Source organism: Achromobacter sp., assembly GCF_049647645.1.
GTDB lineage: Bacteria > Pseudomonadota > Gammaproteobacteria > Burkholderiales > Burkholderiaceae_B > Achromobacter.
In genome coordinates, this window is record NZ_JBARYB010000209.1 from 176718 (window position 1) to 200150 (window position 23433).

General features: G+C 62.0%; 18 protein-coding genes and 1 tRNA gene. 7 read left to right on the forward strand and 12 right to left on the reverse strand.

The window, feature by feature from the left end; genetic code table 11:
* The first annotated feature begins 132 nt into the window (after positions 1-132).
* Complete coding sequence (locus WBB14_RS24265; protein WP_424242030.1) at positions 133-8877, forward strand: GH36-type glycosyl hydrolase domain-containing protein; 8745 nt, start codon at positions 133-135, stop codon at positions 8875-8877.
* Positions 8878-9779: 902 nt separating this feature from the next.
* Here WBB14_RS24265 and WBB14_RS24270 read toward each other — a convergent pair.
* The 9 genes from WBB14_RS24270 to WBB14_RS24310 form a co-directional block, all read right to left on the reverse strand.
* Positions 9780-10307, reverse strand: a complete 528-nt coding sequence (locus WBB14_RS24270) for a KfrB domain-containing protein (RefSeq protein WP_424242031.1) — start codon at positions 10305-10307, stop codon at positions 9780-9782.
* 44 nt (positions 10308-10351) lie between these two features.
* Positions 10352-10696 carry a Fic/DOC family protein gene (locus WBB14_RS24275; protein WP_280026973.1) on the reverse strand — a complete coding sequence of 115 codons (345 nt, stop codon included), beginning with the start codon at positions 10694-10696 and terminating at the stop codon, positions 10352-10354.
* Between the two features lie 25 nt (positions 10697-10721).
* Positions 10722-10928, reverse strand: coding sequence for an antitoxin VbhA family protein (locus WBB14_RS24280; protein ID WP_280026974.1), 207 nt, complete (start codon positions 10926-10928; stop codon positions 10722-10724).
* A gap of 99 nt (positions 10929-11027) precedes the next feature.
* Complete coding sequence (locus WBB14_RS24285) at positions 11028-11276, reverse strand: hypothetical protein (RefSeq protein ID WP_127183278.1); 249 nt, start codon at positions 11274-11276, stop codon at positions 11028-11030.
* Positions 11277-11333: 57 nt separating this feature from the next.
* Positions 11334-11681: an H-NS histone family protein gene (locus WBB14_RS24290; RefSeq protein ID WP_280026975.1), complete on the reverse strand. Its 348-nt coding sequence runs from the start codon at positions 11679-11681 to the stop codon at positions 11334-11336.
* Between the two features lie 53 nt (positions 11682-11734).
* Positions 11735-12046: a hypothetical protein gene (locus WBB14_RS24295; protein WP_280026976.1), complete on the reverse strand. Its 312-nt coding sequence runs from the start codon at positions 12044-12046 to the stop codon at positions 11735-11737.
* Between the two features lie 90 nt (positions 12047-12136).
* Complete coding sequence (locus WBB14_RS24300; RefSeq protein WP_341767838.1) at positions 12137-13315, reverse strand: DUF7673 family protein; 1179 nt, start codon at positions 13313-13315, stop codon at positions 12137-12139.
* Positions 13312-14061, reverse strand: a complete 750-nt coding sequence (locus WBB14_RS24305; protein WP_280026977.1) for a ParA family protein — start codon at positions 14059-14061, stop codon at positions 13312-13314. Before WBB14_RS24305 ends, WBB14_RS24300 begins: the two co-directional genes overlap by 4 nt.
* Before the next feature lie 96 nt (positions 14062-14157).
* On the reverse strand, positions 14158-14355 hold the full coding sequence (locus tag WBB14_RS24310) for a helix-turn-helix domain-containing protein (RefSeq protein ID WP_280026978.1): 198 nt from the start codon (positions 14353-14355) through the stop codon (positions 14158-14160).
* Positions 14356-14428: 73 nt separating this feature from the next.
* Between WBB14_RS24310 and WBB14_RS24315 the strand changes: the two genes are divergently transcribed.
* The 4 genes from WBB14_RS24315 to WBB14_RS24330 all read left to right on the forward strand — a co-directional run bounded on the left by WBB14_RS24315 (position 14429) and on the right by WBB14_RS24330 (position 18608).
* A complete protein-coding gene (locus tag WBB14_RS24315) occupies positions 14429-14842 on the forward strand; it encodes a helix-turn-helix domain-containing protein (protein WP_424242032.1) in 414 nt (137 codons plus the stop codon).
* A 1134-nt stretch (positions 14843-15976) separates the two neighbouring features.
* On the forward strand, positions 15977-17242 hold the full coding sequence (locus WBB14_RS24320) for a DUF1173 family protein (protein WP_280026979.1): 1266 nt from the start codon (positions 15977-15979) through the stop codon (positions 17240-17242).
* A gap of 33 nt (positions 17243-17275) precedes the next feature.
* Complete coding sequence (locus tag WBB14_RS24325; RefSeq protein WP_424242033.1) at positions 17276-17542, forward strand: DUF4224 domain-containing protein; 267 nt, start codon at positions 17276-17278, stop codon at positions 17540-17542.
* Positions 17448-18608 carry a hypothetical protein gene (locus WBB14_RS24330; RefSeq protein WP_280026980.1) on the forward strand — a complete coding sequence of 387 codons (1161 nt, stop codon included), beginning with the start codon at positions 17448-17450 and terminating at the stop codon, positions 18606-18608. The genes WBB14_RS24325 and WBB14_RS24330 overlap by 95 nt, the downstream gene beginning before the upstream one ends.
* Positions 18609-18702: 94 nt before the next feature.
* On the opposite strand, the gene WBB14_RS24335 is transcribed toward WBB14_RS24330, so the two are convergent.
* Positions 18703-18778: transfer RNA gene (locus WBB14_RS24335), tRNA-His, on the reverse strand.
* 182 nt (positions 18779-18960) lie between these two features.
* Here WBB14_RS24335 and cls point away from each other — a divergent pair.
* Positions 18961-20418 carry a cardiolipin synthase gene (cls, locus tag WBB14_RS24340; RefSeq protein ID WP_424242034.1) on the forward strand — a complete coding sequence of 486 codons (1458 nt, stop codon included), beginning with the start codon at positions 18961-18963 and terminating at the stop codon, positions 20416-20418.
* Between the two features lie 12 nt (positions 20419-20430).
* Here the strand turns inward: cls and WBB14_RS24345 are convergent, their stop codons facing one another.
* Complete coding sequence (locus WBB14_RS24345; RefSeq protein WP_424242035.1) at positions 20431-20859, reverse strand: PaaI family thioesterase; 429 nt, start codon at positions 20857-20859, stop codon at positions 20431-20433.
* A gap of 163 nt (positions 20860-21022) precedes the next feature.
* On the opposite strand from WBB14_RS24345, the gene WBB14_RS24350 reads away from it, so the two are divergent.
* Positions 21023-21895: an NAD(P)-dependent oxidoreductase gene (locus WBB14_RS24350; protein WP_424242036.1), complete on the forward strand. Its 873-nt coding sequence runs from the start codon at positions 21023-21025 to the stop codon at positions 21893-21895.
* Positions 21896-21979: 84 nt separating this feature from the next.
* On the opposite strand, the gene WBB14_RS24355 is transcribed toward WBB14_RS24350, so the two are convergent.
* Positions 21980-23242: an MFS transporter gene (locus WBB14_RS24355; RefSeq protein ID WP_424242037.1), complete on the reverse strand. Its 1263-nt coding sequence runs from the start codon at positions 23240-23242 to the stop codon at positions 21980-21982.
* Positions 23243-23433 lie beyond the last annotated feature (191 nt).

The following is a 23433-nucleotide window of genomic DNA, read 5'->3' on the forward strand; positions in this document are numbered from 1 at the left end:
TGCCCTCTGCCTCCAAGCCGCTTGGCGGAACCGCGGAGAATCCGGGACTCGCATCTGTTATGCCATAGGCAATGAAGGGCGTCCGTGCGCTAACGCACAGAGCCCGCGGCCGAGCTTGGTCACTCTATGGCTATGAAACCTATTGATTGGCCCTCGCTCGAAGCTGCACCCGAGTGGATAGACCTGTTTGCCCGAGGTACGGCCACGCTGCGCTCGGCCGAAAGCGAGCCGCCACTGCGGGCGGAGCTGTTCAGCTCGCTGCAAATGGAGCAGCACGGCCAGGCGCTGGCGCACGCGCATCACGTGGGCAGATCGCGTCCGCCGGACACCTTGCTGCCACGGCTTACCGAAAACCAGACGCTGCTGGCTCAGGCCTGCGCGCTTTTGATGGAGTCCGTGCGGCAGAATCGCCAGATCACGCCGGCCGACGAATGGCTGCTGGACAATTTCTACCTGATCGAAGAGCAGATCCGGCTGGCCAAACGGCATCTGCCCAAGGGCTACAGCCGCAGCCTGCCGAAGCTGGACACGGGCCCCTCGCAGGGACTGCCGCGGGTGTACGACATTGCACTGGAGATGATCTCCCATAGCGACGCGCGGATCGATGCCGCGGGCATCCAGGCATTCGTGGCGGCCTATCAAGTGGTTACGCCGCTGCAGCTGGGAGAATTGTGGGCGATTCCCATCATGATGCGCCTGGGCCTGATCGAAAACCTGCGCCGCGTCGCCATCCGGCTGGCCTACGCGAACATGAACCGCGGCCTGGCGGACACCTGGGCCGACACGATGCGGAAATCGGCCGAGGAGGATCCCACCAGCCTGATACTGGTCATCGCCAACATGGCGCGTTCGAATCCACCCATAGACGGTTCGTTCGTGGCCGAACTGGCCAGGCGACTCCAGGGGCATGGTCCGGCGCTGGCCCTGCCGTTGACGTGGTTCGAGCAGCGCCTTGCCCAGTCCAACCTGACCATTGAACAGATGGTCATCACCGAAAACCAGCAACAGGCGGCCGACCAGGTATCCATCAGCAACAGCATCGGCAGCCTGCGCACCTTGTCGACGACGAACTGGAACGACTTCGTGGAAGCCGTCAGCATCGTGGACCGGACCTTGCGCCGGGATCCCGCCGGCGTCTACGCCGGCATGGATTTTCCCACCCGAGACCACTACCGCCATCGCGTCGAGCGGATGGCGCGGAAATCCGAGCACGCGGAGACTGAAATCGCCGCCATGGCAGTCGACCTGGCAACGGCAGGCGCGGCCGACCCGAGCCCGGGCGCCGATTTCCGGCGCGCGCATGTGGGCTACTACCTGATCGACGAGGGCCAGGACGAGCTGGCGAAACGGGCCAAGGCTCAGTTCAGCGTGCGGGAGAGGGTGGCCCGCATCTCGCCCCGCGCCGCGCTGCGCCTGTATGCGGGCGCCATCATCCTGCTTACGGTAGGCGTCGGCGCCCTGCTGCTGGCGATGGCCCATGGGTCAGAAGTCGGCCCCTGGGACATGGCGTGCTTCGCCGTGCTGTCCTTGATCGCCGCCAGCCATCTCGCCGTGGCCACTGTCAACTGGTCCTTGACGTGGCTGGTGCGGCCCCAGCGCCTTCCGCGCATGGATTACGCCAAGCGCATCCCCGACAGCGGCCGCTGCCTGGTCGCCGTCCCCACGATGCTGATTGGCCTCGATGACGCGGAGACGCTGGCCGAGGCCCTGGAGATCCGCTTTCTGGCCAATCCCGGCGAGAACCTGAGCTTCTGCCTGCTGACGGACTTCGTGGACGCCGCGTCGGAGCATCAGCCCTCGGACGCCTTGCTGCTGGAACGCGCCCAGGCGCAGATCCAGGCGCTGAACCGTAAGTACCGGCGCCTAGGGCGCAGTCCGTTCTTTCTCTTTCACCGCCCTCGCCGCTGGAACGAACAAGAGCGGGTCTGGATGGCCTACGAGAGAAAGCGAGGAAAGCTGGCCGACCTGAACGGCCTGCTCCGCGGCCAGGGCGCCGGCGCGTTTTCCTGCGTCGTGGGCGACCTGGCTGCGCTCGCCGGCATCAGATACGTCATAACGCTGGACACCGACACCGAGCTGCCCCGGGAAACCGCGTGGAAGCTGGTCGGCGCCATGGCCCATCCGCTCAATCAGGCGCGGTTCGACCCGGACACGCGCCGGGTGACTCGAGGCTATGGCATTCTGCAGCCCCGGGTGGCGGTGAGCTTGACCGACCTGACAGCGTCCGCCTATGCGCGCCTAAACGGCGGCGATCCGGGCATCGATCCCTACACCAACACGGTGTCCGACGTTTATCAGGACATCTTCAAAGAGGGGTCCTTCATCGGCAAGGGGATCTACGACGTAGACGCTTTCGAGGCGGCCTTGAAGGACTGCTTCCCCGAGAACCGGGTCCTGAGCCACGATCTACTGGAAGGCTGCTATGCCCGCTCCGGCCTGCTGAGCGACGTCCAGCTCTTCGAAGGCCAGCCAGCCCGCTACGCCGCGGACGTCAGACGCAGGCATCGCTGGATACGCGGAGACTGGCAACTACTGGGCTGGCTGATTGGCCGGTCGCCCACGGCACCAGGCGCGCGGCACGGATCGCCCCTGCCGGCGCTCGCGCGCGCCAAGATCCTGGACAACCTGCGCCGCAGCCTGGTCCCGGCCAGTCTTGTGCTTTTGCTTGCGCTGGGCTGGACACGACTGCCTGCCCCGTACCTGTGGACAGTCGCCTGCGTGCTGATCCTGTTCCTGCCGGCCTTGTTTGCCTCGGCGTTGAGCGGAGTAAGAAAAGAAGAAGACGTCGTGCTTGCGCAGCATCTGGTCGGCTGGGTTGCGCCGACACTGCGCCAGTTCACGCGGGCGGCGTTTGCCTTGGCCAGCCTGGCGCATGAAGCCTTGTACAGCCTGGACGCGGTCATCCGGACACTGTACCGCCTGACGGTCTCGCGCCGGAGGCTGCTGGAATGGAAGCCGTCCAGCGTCACCAACCGCGACGGCGGAACGCGGTCCGGTCCTATCCTGCTTTCCGTCTGGAGCTCCGCCCTGCTCGCCGCCGCCATCGGAGTCGGCGTGATGCTGCTGAACCCATCGGCCTGGGGCGCCGCCCTGCCGGTTCTGGCGCTTTGGGCGGCGATGCCAGTCATCGCCTGGCGCTTAAGCCGCCCGCCGGTACTTGCCAAGATCGACTTGTCCCCCGACCAGACCGAGTTCCTGAGGATGCTGGCGCGCAAGACCTGGTCGTTTTTCGACGGCCATGGCGGCGCGCAAGACAACTGGCTGATACCCGACAACATCCAGGACCGGCCGTCCCCGAGCATCGCGCACCGCACCTCGCCCACGAACCTCGGCCTGGCGTTGCTGGCCAACCTGGCCGCCTATGACTTCGGCTACCTCCAGGCGAGCCGCCTGTTGGAAAAGACGCACGCGTCGCTGGGCACCATGGCCACGCTGGAGCGCTATCTGGGGCACTTCTACAACTGGTACGACACCATCACCCTGAAGCCGCTGGCCCCGCTCTACATTTCGACCGTGGACAGCGGCAATCTTGCCGGCCATCTGCTCACCCTGCGGCCCGGGCTGCTGGAACTGGCGCAGGCGCCCCTCCTGCATCCCCGCACATTTCAGGGATGCTCCGATGCATTGGCGGTCCTGCGGGAAAGCGTCTCCGAAGGGAGTTCCGCCGAGCTGGAGCCCTTCGCCGACGCGCTGGACTCCGTCATCCAGGCCGGCGCCTTGACCTTGCCCCAGGCGAAGCAGCACCTGGATCGGCTATGCGCGCTGGCCTCAGCCCAGATAGGACACTATGCGGCGCCCGAACTTGGGCAGGCGCTCTGGCATTGCCAGGCGCTGCTGCAGCAATGCGAAGCCGCACGCAACGAGCTGGCGCTACTTGCGCCGTGGCCAGGCCTGGCCAACGCCGCCGGATGGCGGGACATTCCCGAACTGCATGCCATGCCGACTTTGCAGCAGGTCGCGGACATGGCGAGGCGCGTGCTGCCCACCTTGCGAGAACGGCTGTCATCACCGGATATCACTTCCGACGAGCAGACCTGGCTGCTGGAAACCGAGCTTGCAGTGATCGCGGCGGGTGAACGCGCCCGCGATCGGCTTGCCTCGATCGCCGTGCTGGCCGACACGCTGGCCGAAATGGCCGTGGCGGATTATCGATTCCTGTACGACCCGGGCAGCCGGCTGCTGGCCATCGGCTACAACCTCACCGAACGCCGGCGCGACGAGGGGCTGTACGATTTGCTGGCCTCCGAGGCCCGTCTTAGCAGCTTCGTAGCGGTTGCGCAGGGCCAACTGCCGCAGGAAACGTGGTTTGCCCTCGGCAGGCAGCTCAGCGGCGCCGCAAGCGGCACGGTGCTGCTGTCGTGGAGCGGCTCGATGTTCGAATACCTGATGCCACGCCTCGTCATGCCGTCCTACCCACATACCCTGCTGGAACAGACTTGCGTGTCGGCCGTGCGCGCCCAGATCGAGTACGGCGACAAGCTCGGCATCCCCTGGGGCATGTCCGAAAGCGCCTACAACCTTTTCGACATCGGCATGAATTACCAGTATCGGGCGTTCGGCGTGCCGGGGCTAGGCTTGAAGCGGGGGCTGGCCGACGACGTGGTGGTGGCGCCGTATGCGTCCATGCTGGCGCTGATGGTGTTGCCCGACAAGGCCTGCCACAATCTGCAGCGCCTGGCCAAGGAAAACCTGCTGGGGCGCTACGGATTCTACGAGGCCATCGACTATACGCCGCGCCGCGTGCCGCCGGGCAAGACCGGTGCGATCGTCTATGCCTATATGGCGCACCACCAGGGCATGGGATTCCTGTCTATCGCGAACGTACTGCTGGGACGAACGATGCAGGTACGCTTTGAAGCGGATCCTTCGTTCCAGGCCACCATGCTCCTGCTGCAGGAGCGGGTCCCGCGCGCTGCGACCGCCTTCACAAAGGCAGCCGAATTGTCGGTCATTCGCAGCACCGCGACGGGACAGCCCGAAACGCCGGTGCGCGTGCTGGATACCGCCGACAGCGCGATCCCGGAAGTGCAGCTTCTGTCCAACGGACGCTACCACGTCATGGTCACCAACAGCGGCGCGGGCTCGAGCCGTTGGAAAGACCTGGCCGTGACCCGTTGGCGCGAAGACGGCACCTGCGACAACTGGGGAACGTTCTGCTATCTGAAGGATAAGGACAGCGGCGCGATCTGGTCCACCTCGCACCAGCCTACCTTGACGCGGCCAGATCACTACGAGGTCATTTTCTCCGAAGGCCGCGCCGAATTCCGCCGCACGGACCACCAGATCGACACGCACACCGAGATCGTCGTGTCGCCGGAAGACGATATCGAGCTGCGCCGCTGCCACCTGACGAATCGCAGCCGCGAGCGGCGAACGATAGAAATCACCTGCTATGCCGAGGTCGTTATCGCGCCGCCCATGGCGGATGAACTGCATCCGGCATTCAGCAATCTTTTTGTGCAGACCGAGATCGTCCCGTCCGAACGCGCCATCCTTTGTTCCCGCCGAGGCCGAAGCCCGGCGGACAACCCGCCGTGGATGTTCCAGCTCTTGGCGATCCATGGCGGTCATCCCGGCACTGCCTCCTACGAAACGGACCGGTCCATCTTCCTGGGCCGGGGCCGCTCGGTGGCCGACCCTCAGGCGCTGGAGGGCGATGGGCCATTGACGGGCAGCCAGGGTTCGGTACTGGACCCGGTATCCGCGATCCGTTGCGAGATCACGCTGGAAGCGGAAGAATCCGTGGTCATCGATCTGGTGCAAGGCGTGGGCGACAGCCGCAGCGCCTGCATGAACCTGATCAGCAAATACCGGGATCGCCACCTGGCTGACCGGGCGCTGGAACTTGCGTGGACACACGCGCAGGTGACCCTGCGCCAGTTGAACGTCGCTGAGGCGGACGCCCAGCTCTACGCCCGGCTCGCCAACGCCATCGTCTATCAGAACCCCGCCATGCGCGCCGAGGCGGCGACGCTGCTGAAGAATCGCCGCGGACAGTCGGGCCTGTGGGGATACGCCATCTCGGGCGACCTGCCCATTGTGCTGCTCCGCATCAAGGATCCCGCCAACTTTCAGCTCGTGCGCCAGCTGGTTCAGGCGCATGCCTACTGGCGGCAAAAGGGCGTGGCGGTGGACCTGGTGATCTGGAACGAGGATATGGGCAGCTACCGCCAGGCGCTCCAGGACCGGATGATGGGCCTGATATCCGCGGGCGTGGAAGCGCACATCATCGACCGCCCCGGCGGCATTTTCGTTCGCCCCGGCGACCAGATATCGGAAGAGGATCGGACGCTGCTGCAGGCGGTGTCGCGCATATCGCTCAGTGACACGCTGGGCACCTTGTCCAACCAGGTGAACCGCCTGGGCCTGCCCGAGACGCGCATTGCACCCTTGGTGGTCTCGACGCCGGTGCTGCCCCCCGCCGTGCAGTCGGCCGGGGCGCAGGCGGATCCCGGCTCGGGCGCCTCTATCCTCCTGCACGACAACGGACTGGGCGGATTCACGCCAGACGGAGAGGAATACGTGATCACCACGACTCGGGACCGGCGCACACCGGCGCCCTGGGTGAACGTCATCGCGAACGCCGGCTTCGGCACGGTCGTGTCCGAAAGCGGGCAGGCCTACACCTGGAACGACAACGCCCATGAATACCGGCTCACGCCCTGGTACAACGACGCGGTCAGCGATGCCTGCGGAGAAGCCTTCTACCTGCGCGACGAGAGCAGCGGCCAATACTGGTCTCCGGCCCCCTACCCGGCTGGCGGCGATTCCGCCTACGTCACGCGCCATGGCTTTGGCTACACGGTGTTCGAGCACGTGGAGGACGGCATCGAATCCGAACTGTCCATCCACGTTGCCCAGGATGCGCCCGTGAAGTTCTATGCGCTCACGCTGCGCAACCGGTCGGGGCGCCGGCGGCGCCTGTCGGCGACCGGCTACGTGGAGTGGGTGCTGGGCGACCTGCGCGCCAAGTCCTCCATGCACGTCGTCACGGAAACCGATCCCGAGACCGGGGCGTTGCTGGCCCGCAACAGCTTCAATACCGATTTCTCCGGGCACGTCGCATGGTTCGACACCAGCGCCCCGACGCGGACCATGACCGGCGACCGCAAGGAGTTCATCGGCAGAAACGGCACCCTGCGCCACCCGCAGGCGCTGCGGCGCAGCCGGCTATCGGGCAGGACAGGCGCGGGACTCGATCCTTGCGCCGCCATCCAGGTCCCCGCCACGCTGGAGGACGGGCAGGACGTCAGAATCCTGTTCCACCTCGGTGCCTCTTCGCAAGGCGTCGAGCACGTCAGGCACCTGGTGCGCCGGTACGGCGAACTGGGTGCGGCGGGCAGCGAACTCCAGGCCGTCAGACGGTACTGGCGCGATACGCTGGGAGTCGTGCGCATCGACACGCCCGACCCTGCCGTGAACACGCTGGCCAATGGCTGGCTGCTCTACCAGACGCTTGCATGCCGGCTGTGGGCGCGCAGCGGCCACTACCAGTCGGGCGGCGCCTTCGGTTTTCGAGACCAGTTGCAGGACGTCATGGCGCTGGTGATCGCCCGCCCCGCCCTGGCGCGCGAGCACCTGTTGCGCTGCGCGGCCCAGCAGTTCGTGCAGGGCGATGTGCTGCATTGGTGGCACCCGCCTTCGAATCGCGGGGTGCGCACGCGCTGCTCGGACGACTACCTGTGGCTACCGTTCGCCGCCTGCCACTATGTGGAAGTGACTGGGGACTCGGAGGCGCTGGACGAAATGGCGGGGTTCATTGAAGGCCGCCAGCTCAACCCAGGGGAATCGTCCAACTACGACAATCCCACACCGTCCAAGGAGACCGCCAGCCTGTATGCGCACTGCACGCGTGCTCTGTCGCATGCCTTGAGCGCCTTTGGGTCCCATGGCCTGCCGCTGATGGGATCATGCGACTGGAACGACGGCATGGACAAGGTCGGTGAGGACGGTCGCGGGGAAAGCGTCTGGCTGGGCTTCTTCCTCTACAACACACTGACGCGGTTCGCGGGCCTAGCCCGCGCGCGAGAAGACCTGCCGTTCGCTGCGCATTGCGAATCGGAAGCCGCGCGGCTGCGCTCGCGGCTCGAGGAGTCCGGCTGGGACGGCGGGTGGTACAGGCGGGCCTATTTCGATGACGGCAGCCCCTTGGGGTCCGCCGAGAACCCGGAATGCCAGATCGACGCTATCTCGCAAAGCTGGGCCGTGCTGTCGGACGCCGCCCGGGAAGACCGCGCCCGTCTTGCCATGCAGGCCGTGGATGAGCGGCTGATCGACAACGCACGCGGACTGATACGGCTGCTTGACCCGCCTTTCGATTCCTCCGCCCTGAATCCCGGCTACATCCGAGGCTATGTGCCCGGCGTGCGCGAAAACGGCGGCCAGTACACCCACGCCGCCATCTGGACAGCCATGGCGTTCTGCGGCCTGGGAGAAAACGCGCGCATCGGCGACCTGCTCACGATGCTCAACCCCATTAGCCATTCCGACTCCCCGGCAAAAGCCGCCGTCTACAAGGTGGAGCCCTATGTCATGGCGGCGGATATCTACACCACGCCCGGGCAGCAAGGCCGTGGCGGCTGGACCTGGTACACCGGCTCGTCAGGCCTGATGTACCGCCTGATCCTGGAATCGGTACTAGGCATGCGTCGGCGCGGCGCCTCCTTGAGCTTCCACCCCTGTCTGCCTGCTGACTGGAACACCTTCAAGCTGCACTATCGGCACGGGGCTACGCTGTACTCCGTGACCGCCCTGCGCGGACAGTCCGAAAATGGGGCGGGCTACGTGACGCTTGATGGAGTGCTGCAGAAATCTGGGGAAATTCCCTTGCTGGACGATGGGAGAGATCGTGAGGTCATGATCGTGCTACAGGCATGATCTCGTCGCGTCGACATTCCACTGTAGATGTGTCAGCTAGAAATCTCTGAAAGGTGGCAGCTACTGCTTCCAAGTGCCGAGTCCAGTGCGATCCAGCGTTTGCGCCATATCGAAATGCCATCACGGTCCTCTGTGACGACGATCCATAGCGCGGCGGCGAAAACGTACTTATCCAAACCCGATGCAGCCCAGCTGCCTCAGTAGACCCCCGCGAGCTTCCTGGCGTGGTGCTCATCACTTCGATTCGGTTAAAGGCGTCCGAACTCCGCGCAAATTCCTTGAAGAAGCCATGGGCTTATCGTAGAGTAGGTCTCCTTGGGAAGTTCCTAATTCGATAGAAAGCGGGCATCGTCAAAGCCGCGCTATATGGCCGGACGTTACGGGTGGCGCTGAACCCAACGCGTACGATCGTCAAACAGCAAAGGTGATCAATCATGAACACCGGTTCCACAATGGCTCAGCGTCGCCGGTGCTCCGCCGCTAGTGGCCGCAATGGGTCGACAGCGGCCGGCTACAAATACTGCCTATCGCCCGCGCCTCTCGGGACCCGATCTGGCCGCGGGTTGTTGTCGGCGGACAGTAGCCGCAGCTTTGACGACTCACCCGTTTGGCTTTGCTTCTGCGGAACGACGCGCGGCATCACCTACGGGGTCTGATTTGAAGTTATTTATCTTATGGCGGCTTGATGGGGGCCGGTGGGTATGTGGGAGAAAATCGGGAAGCCGGTGGGCACACCCTGTGGTCAAGCGCGTGGTCAGGCGGAGCCTGTCCACCGTTTGTCCATCAGTGGTTGTCCATGGGCCGAGCGAAGCGAGCCGGGTGGTCGCGAAGCGATCATCCACATATCCACGGGTTCGGATAAACGTGTTTTGAATTTGATGTTAAGCGGCTAAACAGTCGCTTCACCGCTCTATGTCGCGGTCGCGTTGCAACTGTTTTGAATTCTCTCGCTCGGACTGTGACAGAGATGCTTCCACCAGGCCGACGCCACCATGCGGATAGCGGATTCCGATCATCTGCCCCGGAACGACGAGATCCACGTTGAGGAGCGCGCGACGGCTGTGCAGGACCATCTCCCCAGCCAGCCCTTTTTGTTCTTGAACCAGGTACCGCTCCGTCAATCCGATAACCACGCCCTCATAGCTCTGCCCAGGAATAGCCTGAACGACGTGTGCGCGATCGCCCGCCACCGCCCTCGCCAGATCCAGCGCGTATTCCCGGTCAATTTCTCGGAGACTGGCGCGAATCAAGTGCGCCATGCGCTGCGAGTCTCCTTGATAGGCCTCAATCGACGCCTTCGTCATCTCGCCCCGATCAACGCCTTGCCAGTCAATGCCGTAGCCGGCATCCATTGCAAGCTGACCGATGAACTCCCGGATGCTTCTGCCATTGCCTTCCCGGAAGGGATGAAGCACATTCAACTCGCCCAAGTAATGGCCAGCACGCTCATTGAACGAATCGGGCCCAAGGCCCTTTAGGAGACCTTCGCGCGAGAAAGTGGTCTCGTGATCTGTGGCGCATAGCTCGAGATCTGCTCGTGGCTGGCGAAGCGTGTTGTGCCCTTCGAAATGTCGACCGTGCGGATCTTACCCGCCCAGTCATAGACGTCGCCGAACAACCGCTGATGGATGTGCTGAAGGTGCGCCAGGTCAAACTGCCCCCGGACGGGGTTCGTAGCAAGCTCGTAGGAGCGCACGGCGGCGAAGGTTGCCTCCACCTTGTCCAGCTCGCCCTGGTCAGTAATTCCAAGACGAGTACGCAGAACCCCGGAAACAGGGTCTACGTATGGATCTTGCGCGTTGATGGGGTATTTGGCCATGGACTGGCCTATGCGGTCATTGAAGTTATCGTGCGGACGACGAACGAAATTCGCCAGCGGCGATGCGGGCATGCAGCGTACGGAGGACGTCCGACACGCTCAATTCACCAGCCGCTGCACGTTCAAGATCGGCAACTGTGCGTGAGTCGGGTTCCAAGCCTTCCAGCCGCTGGTTCGCCACCGCATTTGCTACAGCGCGGCGCCGTTCTATCACGTCTTTAGAAGTCAGCATTGGGGTATCTCCGAAGGTCTTTCATTTTACTGCAACAAGTCCTGCGTCAGGGGCTAACTTACCGGGTGGACGCAACTGCACGACGTAAAGCCGGCCGAGTCACTCTGGCCAACGCCGCGACATAAAGCATGCACTGACGACGATGAGGAAAGCGATAAAGAAGAACGAGAGAATGTCGACGAACATCCTTGTGTCTGGGGCCAGGCTGTCCATAAAAATGGATGCGAGGTAGAAGAGCCCGATCGCAGCCGCGAGGGCCATAAGCAGCATGCAGATCACAGTCGCCCTGTACACCCACAAGTTGCCCAGGCATTGACGGGGTCTGGGACGCAAATGGCTATCGCTCATGACATGTCTCCAAAGTCGCAATGTTGTTTCCAGGATGGCTGTCTGAGCCATCCTGCTTCAGATTCTGAATTGTTCGCGCGACGCTCCTGCGAGCTCCGCAGCAGTCAGCCAGCGCGGCGCTCGCCCACGTCCGGTCCAGGTATAACCAGATTCAGGATGACGGTACTTCGGCGCGACGGGGCGACGAGATTCAGTTCGCTCAACGACCTTTTTGCGCTTGGGGCGAGCGGACTTCGTTGCGCCGTATGCGGCCTGGATATCCGACGGAGAAATCTGGAACTCGTGCATTTGCGCGACGATCTTTTGTACGGCCGACGCCCGGCCGTTGGCGCGTAGGTTTTCGGCACGTCGCTGTAGAATTTGAATTTGAGCAGTGAGTTTCGCGAGCGTTTTGTTCGAGTACATTGAAGTTCCTTGCGCTTATTTCGTTGGAAGGATAAGTAGGTGGGTTGTGGGGCTTAGCTGTTCGATACGACTAGGCGCAAGTGTGAGCCTTTCGCTACTCTGGGGCACAGCTTGCCCACTGCCTCGCCATTGGTTCTTGTAAGGATGTAGCCAGTCAAGGCGAAGACATCGAGCGCCTTGAGCAGTTCGGGGTCTTCCTCGTCAACAGTCGCCAGATAGAATTGGGGCGTCATACCGTAGCGCTTGAGGATATCTGCCGCATAGCTTCGCCTCCGCCCGTCTTCACTTCTACGCCAGAACCTGAGGAGCCAGCCGCCGATCGCTGCCAATGCGGCGCCATAAAGTAGCCATAAGAACGCGTCCATTTAACAGACTCCGTAACGTGGATTTCGTTGTGGGCTCTGTAGCTTGCCTCAGAAGCTGCATGTTTAGCCGCTAAACATCGGCACGCTTTTTCAGGCGTTAGCAAGCTGGGGCCTCCAGAGCTTGACCAGTTCCCGGAATGCTTCGTGAGCAGGTGTCCCCAACGTGTCAGGATAGGCACGACTTTCGCGGATTAGGCCGATCACAACGAGCATGTCGTCCGCGATTTCGGCATCCACGCTCCAAAAGTCAGTCAGATCGAATCCTCCGCAACTGGTCGCGTTCCACCAAGCCAGCAGAAAATCCGCCACGCGTTGGCTTTGTCCGGTATCGCGTCGAGCGATGTCGATGAGGCGTTCCAGCGCGGCAATCCCCGCCTTGCGAAGCGCGGGATTGGGTCGGCCTCGTTGCTCTTTCTCGAGTGCGTCCCCACGGCGTTGATATTCGGCCTTCACCTCGTCGGGAGCTTCACGCTGAAGGCGGGTGTCGGTCGTGTCTGCAACAGACGTCATCATTGCGCCCTGCTCTACCGTCTGGCCGTCACGCCGATCATCGACGGGATCTTCGGATTGCGTAGGGCCCTTGGGCTCGGCCGGTTGGTCCTTCGGCTTGGTGCCTTGCCGAATGGCTTTTACGGCGGCCCGCGTGGGCTTTTGCTCTGGCGCCTTCAACAGGTCGGCAACGGCTTGCGGATTCTCCCGATGCGCGACCGCGAGTTCATTTGCCAACGTTACGTCCGTGACTTTGCCGGTGGCAACGGCTTCTGCGACAGGGCCAGGCAGATCCAACAATCTTGCATGCTGGGTCACCCAGGCCTTGGACTTGCCAAGGCTCTCAGCGATTGCGGTCTGGCTATGCCCATCTGCCAATTCGTCGCGGATATAGAGAGCAATCTCATGGGCAGTCAAGTTTTCCCGTTGAATGTTCTCCGCGGCTTGAGCACGGCGGCTGATTTTCGGCCTCAAAAAGCTGGGCACTTGGAGCCAACCTTCAGCCTTGGCGGCGCGAAAGCGCCGGTGACCGAAATTAATAATGAAGCGACCAGGTCGATCAGGGTTGGGGTAAAGGGAAATTGGGCTTTCCATCCCATCGCTGCGAAGAGAGGCTCGCAGTTCGCCGATACTCTCCTCGCTGAACCCCGGATTGTCTTCTGAACGAACGTTGCAATCTTCGTCGATGAGATTGATGTCAACCATCATCGGCTCCCCAGTTGGGGCGGACGGCATATCCAAGATGGAAGCGAGATCTCCAAGTCCTTTCAGATCCATCATGCCTTTACTCCCATCTTGGTACGGATGTACTGGCCCAAGGCGCGCATTTCGGCTCCGGCGGCGCGTGCCGAAGTCTTCTTGCTTTTCCACACAGGTTCGCCGCTCGCAAGCGCCTCGGCGACACTGCTGCGCAGACCGATGGCGACGGGAGCAAGCAACTTCTCGTGGGCGGCGCGCACTTCTTCCAGATGTCGCACCTGCCGAGGATTTCGCCGATCTACCATGCTCGGGACCAGCCCAAGAAATTGCAGCTTCGCATTGTGCTGCCGCGCATTGAGGATGACGCGCATCATCTTCTTGATCCCCTCTATGCTGTATTCCTCCATCTCCACAGGAGAGATCACCGCGTCAGCAGCGTGCAACGCTGCTGCCAGGGCGATACTTACGCCTGGCGCTGTGTCGATCACGCAAAGGTCATAGCCCTTTTGAGCGAAGGCCGACAGATTTACCCGGAAATTTCTCAGCGCTGTCTCGAGCGGCATGTAAATCAAGTTCGCCAGCAGCTGATCTGCCGCGATCAAGGAGATGCTCGAGTCGTGTGTCGGCGCCACAGGCGTGCTGTCGAGAAAGAGTGCGCTTGCAGGGATTTCCAGGTTGAACCGGGCCATGGTCTTGGAGAGGTCGCCAGAATCCAAGTCGACAACCAAGACCCTAGCTCCTGCTTCGGCAGCTTCAAATGAGGTGTTGACTGCGGTCGTGGTCTTGCCAACACCGCCCTTTCCTTGTGCGACTGCGAGAATTTTCATGCTGATTTGCGTTCCAGAGTGATTGCTGGGTTTAGCTGCTAAACGCACTTCTCGGCCCCGCGATCCAACATGCTTTTCGCTGGGCTGCGGTGCGCTTCATTTGGCCGACTGATCCTTTCCGCAGATCCGGCTGTGCAAAGCCCTGAGCTTTTCGCCGTTGTGCCACTTCATATCCTTCTGCCCACCGGCTAGGATGCCCGCGACGGTCGATTGTTTAAGCCCCACCTCGGCCGCTATCTGCGACTGGGTCATGCCGCGAGCGACAAGGTCTTGTATTAGTTTTTTCCAGTTCATCGGTGAATATTATCGGTGTTCCGATAATTTTGTCAATCGGCGTGCCGATGGCAACAGGGTTCAGAATTCCGATATGGTCACCTTCGGTCAACGCTTACGGGCAGCTCGCAAAAAAGCTAAGCTCAGCCAAGCGGTTACAGCTAAAAAAGCGGGCATGTCTCAGTCGACATTGTCCGAGCTCGAGAATGACGAGTACCCCACGTCCACGTTCACCACGCGGCTTGCCCATATATATGCGGTCAGCGCTCGATGGCTTGCTGACGGGGACGGACCTATGGCCACGTCCCCAATAGACGAGAACGAGCCAGAGCCCATTAGTGCAGAGAGTGTTTCTTGGCCATTTAGCGACAGGATTCGCCCAGAGGCTTACGCCTTGCTGGACCCTGCTGTTAAAGAAGACATCGAAGACTATATCGAGTTGAAACTCTCGAAGGTCAGGGGTACGCCCCGAAAAAGCACCGCGCGCAAAGCGCGCACAGCCGCCTAAACCCCGGTATCTCGTTTCATCAGATAGAAGGGTGATCTGGCCCCATCGCTGGCACAAAATTTTGCCTGCCAAGTAACTAAATACCACTCAAGAATCTAAACGTATCTGTAAACCGCCGCCGGTTTGCTTTGCATACGCAGGCCATCCGAGGCCAATTCGTCCTTTCCACCAGCGCACACAAAAATATCGGCTTTCCGATTGACAACAATGATCGGAACCCCGATAATTTGATGGAACAGTTTCTTACTGCTTTATAGATACGTTCTTTTACAACTAGAATCTTTAGTACCGCCCCACCGCGCCCAGAGGCGCAGTGGTAGGGGAGATTGCCGCGAGCGAAAGCTTGGCCCCGGGCATTAAAGAAGCGGCAAGAATCAATGCGCCAGACGAGGCCCGTGAAGCTCGTTAGCAACCGTGCTGACGTACAAATCCGGCCAGGTGCAGAGCCTGGCGGGCTCATTGATCTCGTGCAGTGAATGGAGTTGCTTTCCACCCCTGCTGAAGTGAACCGGCGACCGCAACCGCGAGGCCGGACTTTCAAGCGAGCGCCTAAGTAAGACATGCTCCACGTGGCGAATAACGTGTTGGGCGAACACCGGGCAGGGTCTCAACTTGCCTGCGCCGTGCAAGTCGGCAGGAAGCCGCCAACGTTGTGGTATCTCGGCGGCGGCATCCGAATCGGCGTTCATCAGGATTTTTCCCGGTGTTTAGCTGCTAAACACTTCGAAAGTCGAGCGCTCCGATTCGGATGGCACATGGCTCCATCTCACGTAGGTCTACAGCAGCTCAAACGCGCTGTTCATTAACAACGGCATCCTCGGGTAGTTGGCGCTCTCTTCGACCGCTCTCTCGATATCCGTCTGCATATCCATCCTGACAAGAGCTGTTTCCATGCTGACGACAGGCACCCTGTCCTAGGGACAAGGGTACCGCTCACGCTCGACATGATTCTGTGAAGCGAGGCTTCCTTCATACGGAAATTCAATGAAAAAACATATGATTATCTGGGGCGTCGTATCCGTGATCCTCGCAGCGGGCTATGCGTCGTACGAGTTTTACTCCTCCGCCAAAGCAGACTGCTACAAGCAGGCATACGTAGCCACCACGTTTTGTTCGATCGTGCGGAAGTAGGCCATGGATCGCAAGGTCTACCCGGTTGAAATAACGCTTGGGTCCACGACACGGCCGTACTCGCCAGAGTTTCAAACGGCAGATCAGTTCAAGGAGGGCTGGAAGCGCGTACTGTTGATGGCGCATGGCAAGGCAGACGTGAGGTGTACTTGCCCTGGATCGGGCGAACGGCGCTTGTCGATCCACAGTCGTTCCAACTCCGATCGGTTCCACCTGGCCCGTTTTCCTGAAACTGGATCAGAACACAGTGAAGACTGCGTCTATTACGGCGTAGATCCGAACATGTCCGGTCTTGGTTCATACCGACGCGGAGTGGTCCAGGAACTCGACGACGGCGCGGTCAAGATTAAGCTGAAGGTCGGGCTTCAACAGCGTGCGACAGCCGCCCCAGAAGATGGGGACGCCTCGTCGGCCGCCGCTCCGCCGATGCCTGCGACGCGCCCGCGAACCGGTCAAGCCAGCATGACATTGCTTGGCCTCCTGCACTTTCTTTGGACACAAGCAGGCCTCCATACTTGGTCCCCAGGCATGGAAGGAAAGCGCAATCTTGGTGTGGTGCATTACCACTTGATGCGCTCGGCAATGACTACCTACGCGGGGCGTGTGCGACTGGCTCAAAACCTCGTGATCGCCACGCCGACCGCAACCGGGCAACAAGCAGGGCACAACAAGGCCAAGGCGTTGGAAGCGGTCACGCAACGACGGCGCTTGGTTGTGATTGCCCCCCTCGCACAGCACCAAGAGGGAATGGACGGCAGCACCACGCTGCCTATCGCGGGGTTTCATGGAATCCCGTACCTGAACCTCGATGAGAACGTCTGGGAACCGTTGGAGCGCCGCTTTGCCCGAGAAATTGATTCTTGGCGGGCAGGAAATGACGTCATCGCAGTCGTACAAACCGACCCGCCCAAATCCTCTGGCGGCAGCATGCGCGCGCAGGTTGTCGATATCGCTCTCATGCAGACAACGCGCGACTGGATACCGGTCGATTCAGGCTATGAGGCTCTAGTCGCTGACAAGCTCGTGGCGGAAAAGCGTCGGTTCGAAAAGCCGCTGCGGTTTGATGCTGGCGAGGACGCCGTTTTCCCCGACTTCTGGCTACGCGATACTGACACGCCCACGCCTTTGGAGGTTTGGGGTATGAGCACGCCCGAGTACCAGTCTCGAAGGGCAGAAAAAACAGCTCTTTACGATGACAGGTATGGGCAAGATGGTTGGTGGTCCTGGAACGCCGGAGCAGGAGATTCAGTTCCGAGTTTCCCCTCATGAACACATCAACGCTGAACCACGGAGATTCACGTCGTGAGCGAATATCTGACAGCATCAGAGCTCGCCGAACTTGTCGGCTGCAAGGCGAACCAACGAGCCGCTATGGCAAATTGGCTCACCGCTAACCGTTGGAGCTACGTCGTGACTATGAACGGTCTACCGCGCGTGCTTCGCGAATACAGAAACAGAAAGCTAGGTCTTGTTGATGAGCAAAGAACAAAAGCCCGCCTCGAAGCGAGCCCGAACGTCGACGCGTTCCGGCGGCCAGCGAGAGCCCACAGGAGTGGCGCGACTCTATAAACGCGTCGGCACGAACGTCGTGTCGTTCTATTACATTCACCCCGACGGCAGGGGCGAAACTCTGGGCAGGGCATCACTCGGCGATAAAGCGGCTATTGAACAGGCCCGTCGCACAGCTATGCGACGGGCCTTAGAAATCCGCGATGGTGCAGTCATTGCTGGCTCCGTTGCCGAAATGATCGAGAAGTTCCGCGATGAGATCGATTCAACGCACTATGCAGATCAAAGTCCGCACGGGAAGGCACTGAGGCTCGCCGCTTACGAAAATCTGTCTGCCTTTTTTGGAAGAATGGGGCCAAGGACTCTACGCAAACAACACGGCTATCAATATCTGCAAGCGCGGGCCGAAGCAGGTGCGCCCGCTCGCGCAAACAAGGAGCTCTCGCAGCTAGCAACGATTTGCCACTATGGGGTGCGTTGGGACTTGATGGAAGACAACCCGTTCACGGGAATGATGCTCAACAAGACGGACACGAAATTCCGCGTGGTCAGTCGACGGCAAGTTTTGAGGTTCTACCTTTGGTCTCTCAAACAGCGCCAGAACTATCGAACGCTGGGCTGCGCGGCGATGTTCACGTATCTCACCGGGTTTCGTGCCGCCGAAGTGCGTCCGTTCACAAAAGACGGCCTCCAACGTGATGGCGTTATCGTCGTCTCCGCAAAACGGAAAAAAGGTGAAGCAGCCTCAGTAAAGCGGCGATACTGGTCTCGACGATTGCGTTGTGTAGTCGAACGCGCCCTACAGCGAGAGGACAAGATCGCTAGCAAATACCTGTTCGCTGCAACCCGCCGGGGCGCTTGCTATTCAAGGTCAGGATGGGGATCTTCTTGGCAAGACGCCATGAACGCTTGGATCAGAGCTCAGGACCAATCTGTGAACGAAACTGACCTCGTCACGGATCATCCGCTCTACTTCTCACTGCTTGATATTCGCCCGGCAGCAGTTTCCCGAAAGTTGGAGATGCAGGCCAAAGACGCATACGACTTCGCCGGTCACGCGAACCCATCAACGACGCACAAGCACTATGATCGCCGACTGGTGAAAAGTGCCGCAGCAACGGAGTGAATTTAAAACTGCGAATTTCTATTTAAAAATTCACATCGTGAAATGAAAAAAGGCACTTAGCTTTCGCGTAAGTGCCTGATTTCTTTGAATTCTTTGGGGTGGCTGATGGGGCTCGAACCCACGACAACTGGAATCACAATCCAGGACTCTACCAACTGAGCTACAGCCACCTCTGGTACTGCTTTCTTCCTTGCCGCGCCTCTTTGAAAGCTGCTCAACAACGAAGAGGCCGAATTCTAGCACGTTTTTTTGAAGATGTGAAAACAGCCCCCGCTACCCTACTTGCCAGCGCGGGCCACCTTGCTATCCTTCGCCATTGATTATCTACGGAGGCCGCGCCTACGCCATCGCCATGGACCGCATACACGCAATCTTGATCGATTATTGGCCCCATCTGGTATTTGCCATCAGCATCGTGGCCGGGACGGGCGCGGCGGTGCATGCCGCGATGACCAAACAGGACGTGCGGGCCGCCATAGGCTGGGTGGGGGTGGCGCTGTTTTCACCGCTGTTCGGGGCGCTGTTCTATTTCGTGGCCGGCATCAACCGGATCCGCAAGACGCGGCTGTCGCAGCAGCGCGACGAGGCGATGGTGGTGGACGCGGAGCAGGTCGAGACCGCGCCCGTGGACGTGGCGCCGATCTCCGGCCAGCAGTTCTCGTCGCTGAAGGTGCTGGGCGACCGCGTCAGCCGCTTCCGCCTGCTCGGCGGCAACGCGGTGCAGCCGCTGGCCGGCGGCGACGAGACCTATCCGGCGATGCTGCAGGCGATCCGCGAAGCGCGCCACGCGGTGGCGATGCAGAGCTACATCTTCGACAACGATGCCATCGGCCGCGAGTTGGCGCAGGCGCTGATCGAGGCGCGCGAGCGCGGGGTCGAGGTGCGGGTGCTGATCGATGCCATCGGTTCCAAGTATTCCCGCCCGCCCATCGTCCGCATGCTGTCGCGCGGCGGGGTGCCGGTGGCGCGCTTCATGACCAATCCGCTGGGCGTGCTGCGCATGCCCTATGCCAATCTGCGCAGCCACCGCAAGGTGCTGGTGGTCGATGGACGCGTGGGTTTTACCGGCGGCATGAACGTGCGGGCGGCCTTTGTCAGCGCGCTGGCGGGCGACGGCACCAACCGGGATACGCACTTCCGCGTGGAAGGGCCGATCGTGACGCAGCTGATGTCGGTGTTTGCGCACGACTGGAACTTCACCACGCATGAATCGCTGCCCGCCAAGCCCTGGTTCGATCCCGAGGCCCTGCCGCCCACGGGCGACGTGCCGATGCGCTGCGTGCCGTCAGGCCCCGACCGGGCCCTGGGCAGCACCCACAATATGCTGCTGGGCGCGCTGGCGGTGGCGCAGCGCCATGTGCGCATCCAGTCGCCCTACTTCCTGCCCGACCAGACGCTGATCGGCGCCCTGGCCACGGCCGCGCGACGCGGCGTGGTGGTGGACATCGTGATTCCAGGCAAGAACAATCTGCGGCTGGTGGACTACGCCATGACCGCGCAGCTGGACCAGGTGGTGCGCACGGGCTGCCGGGTGTGGCGCTCGCAGGGCGCGTTCGACCATTCCAAGCTGATGACGGTGGACGATGCCTGGGCCTATGTGGGTTCGTCCAATCTTGACCCGCGCAGCCTGCGGCTGAACTTCGAGCTGGACACCGAAATCTACGATCCCAGCGTGGCGCGCTGGATCGGCGCGCGGGTCGACGGGCTGATCGCGCAAGGCCGGCGCGAAACATTGGAAAACCTGCAAAGAGCGCCGTTCGCCAAGCGCCTGCGCAACAAGGTGATCTGGCTCGCCACGCCGTATTTGTAGCCGACTCGCGCCTCAACCGTCGGAAGCCGGCGCCGGTGCGGCGCGCACCGCGAAGACCGCGTTGGCCTTGAGCATGACGCGGCCTTCGACCTGCAGCAGGCAGGAGGCGTAGATCAGCCGGCGGCCCTGCTTGTCGATGCGAACATGGGCTTCGAGCCAATCCCCGGGCTTGACCGGGTTCAGGTATTCCACCGACATCTGCACCGTGACCACCGAGGCCAGCGTCTGCTCCGCGATGGTGTGGCCCAGCGCGCTGTCGGCCAGCGTGGCAAGCAGGCCGCCATGGGCGATGGCGTGCATGTTGGTGTGAGCCTGCCCCACGCGCAGCGCCAGGACGCAATCGGCATCCCGCTTGTAGAGCGCGCCAAGGTCGGCCAGATGTTCCATGAAGGGGCTGCTGGGGCGCCAGGGCGCGAAACCGGAAGGAATGGAGTCTGTCATGCTCAAGCCTGGTTTTTTCACGGGGAGTACCTCAAGTATCGCAAAGAAGACCGCTGCCGACACGGCTTCCCGCGTGCCTGTGGTCGCGGCGCGGACGCCCCGCAAGTCAGAGTAAGATTTACGCCATAACAAACACCCCTATATATGGCAGGAGCATTGGAAGATGGCGAACGTCGGCATGGTTGGTATCGGCCTCATGGGCCATGGCATTGCAAGCAATCTGGTCAAGCACGGTCATGCGCTGACCGTGCTCGAGCATCCGGGCAATCAGCCGCTGGACGCGCTGAAGGCCGCGGGCGCGGCCAGCGTGACCGACGGCGCGGCGCTGGCGGCCCGGTCTGACGTCATCATCCTCTGCGTTACCGGCAGCCCGCAGGTCGAAGCCGTGCTGCTGTCCGAGGGCGGCGTGCTATCCGGCCTGCGGCCTGGCACGGTCATCATCGATTGCTCGACGGCGATTCCCTCGTCCACCGTCAAGGTGGCGCAGGCCGTGACGGAATGCGGCGGCCGCTTCCTGGATGCGCCTATGACGCGCACCCCCAAGGAAGCCGCCGAAGGCCGGCTCAACCTGCTGGTGGGCGGCGATGCCGCGCTGTTCGAGGAATGCAAGCCGCTGCTGGCCTGCTTCGCCGAGAACATCACGCATGCCGGCCCGATCGGCGCCGGCCACCGCATGAAGCTGCTGCACAACTACGTGTCGCTGGGCGTGGTCGCCTTGCTGTCGGAAGCGGCGGCTTGCGCGCTGCGCGCGGACATCGATCCGGCGGTGTTCGCCGACGTGCTGGCCAAGGGCGGCGGCGGCGGTGTGGCGCTGGAGCGGATCAAGCCGTACTTGCTGGAACAGGATCCGTCTTCGCTGCGGTTCTTCATGTCGAACGCGCAAAAGGACCTGTCCTACTACAACACCATGGCCGCGGAAACGGGCGCGGTGCGGGAAATCGGCGCGGCCGTGCAGCACACCTTCGACCAGGCGGTCACGCAGGGCGGCGGCGAGCGCTATGTGCCCGAACTGGTGTCGCTGCTGAAGGACCGCTAAGACGGTCTCAGAGGCCATCGCATCCGGCGTCACGGATGCGATGGCGGATGCTGCGGACGGCAACGCGTCCGCAATCCGCGATGATCAATGCCCGGTCGCCGCCACCGCGCGGGGCAAGTCCCGCGCCGGCAGGCGCAAGGAAATCAGGGCCGCGGCCAGCAGCAGCGCGCCCGCTGACCCGAAGGCCACCCAATGCGTGCCGAAGGTCTCGTAGGCCCAGCCGCCCAGCCATGAACTGATCATGCCGCCCACCTGATGGCCCAGGTAGACCAATCCGTAAAGCACGCCCACCAGCCGCACGCCGTATACGTCCGCAAGAATGGCCGATGACAAGGCGATGCTGCCGGCCCACGCGATGCCGCCCAGGGTGGCCGCGGCATACAGTTCCCAATGCGCGCCCACCATGACCAGCGCGAAAAAGCCCAAGCCGCGCACGAGGTAGATCGCAGCCAGGATGGCGCGCCGTTCGATCTGATCGGACATGCGTCCCAGGACCAGGGTGCTGAAAATGGCGACCAGGCCAATCAGGCCTATGCCCAGCGAACTGGTGGTGGCGTCAAAGCCATGGTCCATCAGCATGGGCACGCCATGCGTGCCCAGCAGGTTCATGCTGAAGCCGCAGGCGAACAGGCCCAGCGCCACCTGCCAGAACGGCAGCGAGCCCAACGCCGCCCGCACATTGGGCGCCGGCCGCCTGGCCGTGGCCTTGGCCGGTCCCGCCTTGTCGATGATCTGGTGCGGCAGCAGGTCGGTATGCTCGGGCGCTTCATCACGCATGACGAAGAGCGCCGCCGGCACCGTCAGCAGCGCGAACAGCACGCCAAAGGCCAGCAGGGTCTCCCGCCAGCCCACGGCCGAAATCGCGAAGGTCAGGGTCGGCGTCATCAGCGCAATGCCGGCCATGGAGCCCGTGGAAAGGAAGAACAGCGCCATGCCGCGCTGGCGCGTGAACCAGCGGCTGATCACCGGCGTCAGCGCCACCGGACTGGTGAAACCCAGGCCGATGGACAGCGCCACGCCGAAGGACAGCAGGAATTCGATCGGTCCGCGCGCGAAGACCGTCCAGATGATCGACAACACGACGATGGCGGTGCCAGTCAGAAGTACGAAGCGGGTACCGCGCGTGCCGACCAGATAACCCGCCAGCGGCATGGCCAGCCCATAACAGAGCATGCCGAGCGCGACGATGGCGGACAGCGTGCTGCGCGTGAAGCCCAGCGTCTCCGCGATGGGCAGGAAGAACGGCCCAACCCCCATGCGCAGGCCGACGGTCAACAGGGTGAGTACCGTCGCGGCGCCTACGATATTCCAGCCGAAATACCAGCCGCCCGACTCTTGCTTCTCCACTTGTGCTTCTCCTCGATATCTTCTTATGGCCGCTTGCGCGCCCAGGTTCGCTGACGCCGCCGGGCGGGCGCGCAAGCGCTGCGCTGGCGGCAGGGGCGGGAAGATCGAGGCGTGAATCGGCTTGCTGGCGCCGGCGGACAGACGCCGCCGGACGCGTCATATTACTCCTGGCTATATGTCTGCTCCGCCCG

Bases quoted from the DNA above. Each gene is read 5' to 3' on its own strand.
- WBB14_RS24265 (WP_424242030.1), top strand. From the start codon at position 133: ATGAAACCTATTGATTGGCCCTCGCTCGAAGCTGCACCCGAGTGGATA.
- WBB14_RS24275 (WP_280026973.1), bottom strand. From the start codon at position 10,696: ATGGCCAAATACCCCATCAACGCGCAAGATCCATACGTAGACCCTGTT.
- WBB14_RS24280 (WP_280026974.1), bottom strand. From the start codon at position 10,928: ATGCTGACTTCTAAAGACGTGATAGAACGGCGCCGCGCTGTAGCAAAT.
- WBB14_RS24285 (WP_127183278.1), bottom strand. From the start codon at position 11,276: ATGAGCGATAGCCATTTGCGTCCCAGACCCCGTCAATGCCTGGGCAAC.
- WBB14_RS24290 (WP_280026975.1), bottom strand. From the start codon at position 11,681: ATGTACTCGAACAAAACGCTCGCGAAACTCACTGCTCAAATTCAAATT.
- WBB14_RS24295 (WP_280026976.1), bottom strand. From the start codon at position 12,046: ATGGACGCGTTCTTATGGCTACTTTATGGCGCCGCATTGGCAGCGATC.
- WBB14_RS24300 (WP_341767838.1), bottom strand. From the start codon at position 13,315: ATGATGGATCTGAAAGGACTTGGAGATCTCGCTTCCATCTTGGATATG.
- WBB14_RS24305 (WP_280026977.1), bottom strand. From the start codon at position 14,061: ATGAAAATTCTCGCAGTCGCACAAGGAAAGGGCGGTGTTGGCAAGACC.
- WBB14_RS24310 (WP_280026978.1), bottom strand. From the start codon at position 14,355: ATGAACTGGAAAAAACTAATACAAGACCTTGTCGCTCGCGGCATGACC.
- WBB14_RS24315 (WP_424242032.1), top strand. From the start codon at position 14,429: ATGGTCACCTTCGGTCAACGCTTACGGGCAGCTCGCAAAAAAGCTAAG.
- WBB14_RS24320 (WP_280026979.1), top strand. From the start codon at position 15,977: ATGGATCGCAAGGTCTACCCGGTTGAAATAACGCTTGGGTCCACGACA.
- WBB14_RS24330 (WP_280026980.1), top strand. From the start codon at position 17,448: ATGAGCAAAGAACAAAAGCCCGCCTCGAAGCGAGCCCGAACGTCGACG.
- cls (WP_424242034.1), top strand. From the start codon at position 18,961: ATGGACCGCATACACGCAATCTTGATCGATTATTGGCCCCATCTGGTA.
- WBB14_RS24345 (WP_424242035.1), bottom strand. From the start codon at position 20,859: ATGACAGACTCCATTCCTTCCGGTTTCGCGCCCTGGCGCCCCAGCAGC.
- WBB14_RS24350 (WP_424242036.1), top strand. From the start codon at position 21,023: ATGGCGAACGTCGGCATGGTTGGTATCGGCCTCATGGGCCATGGCATT.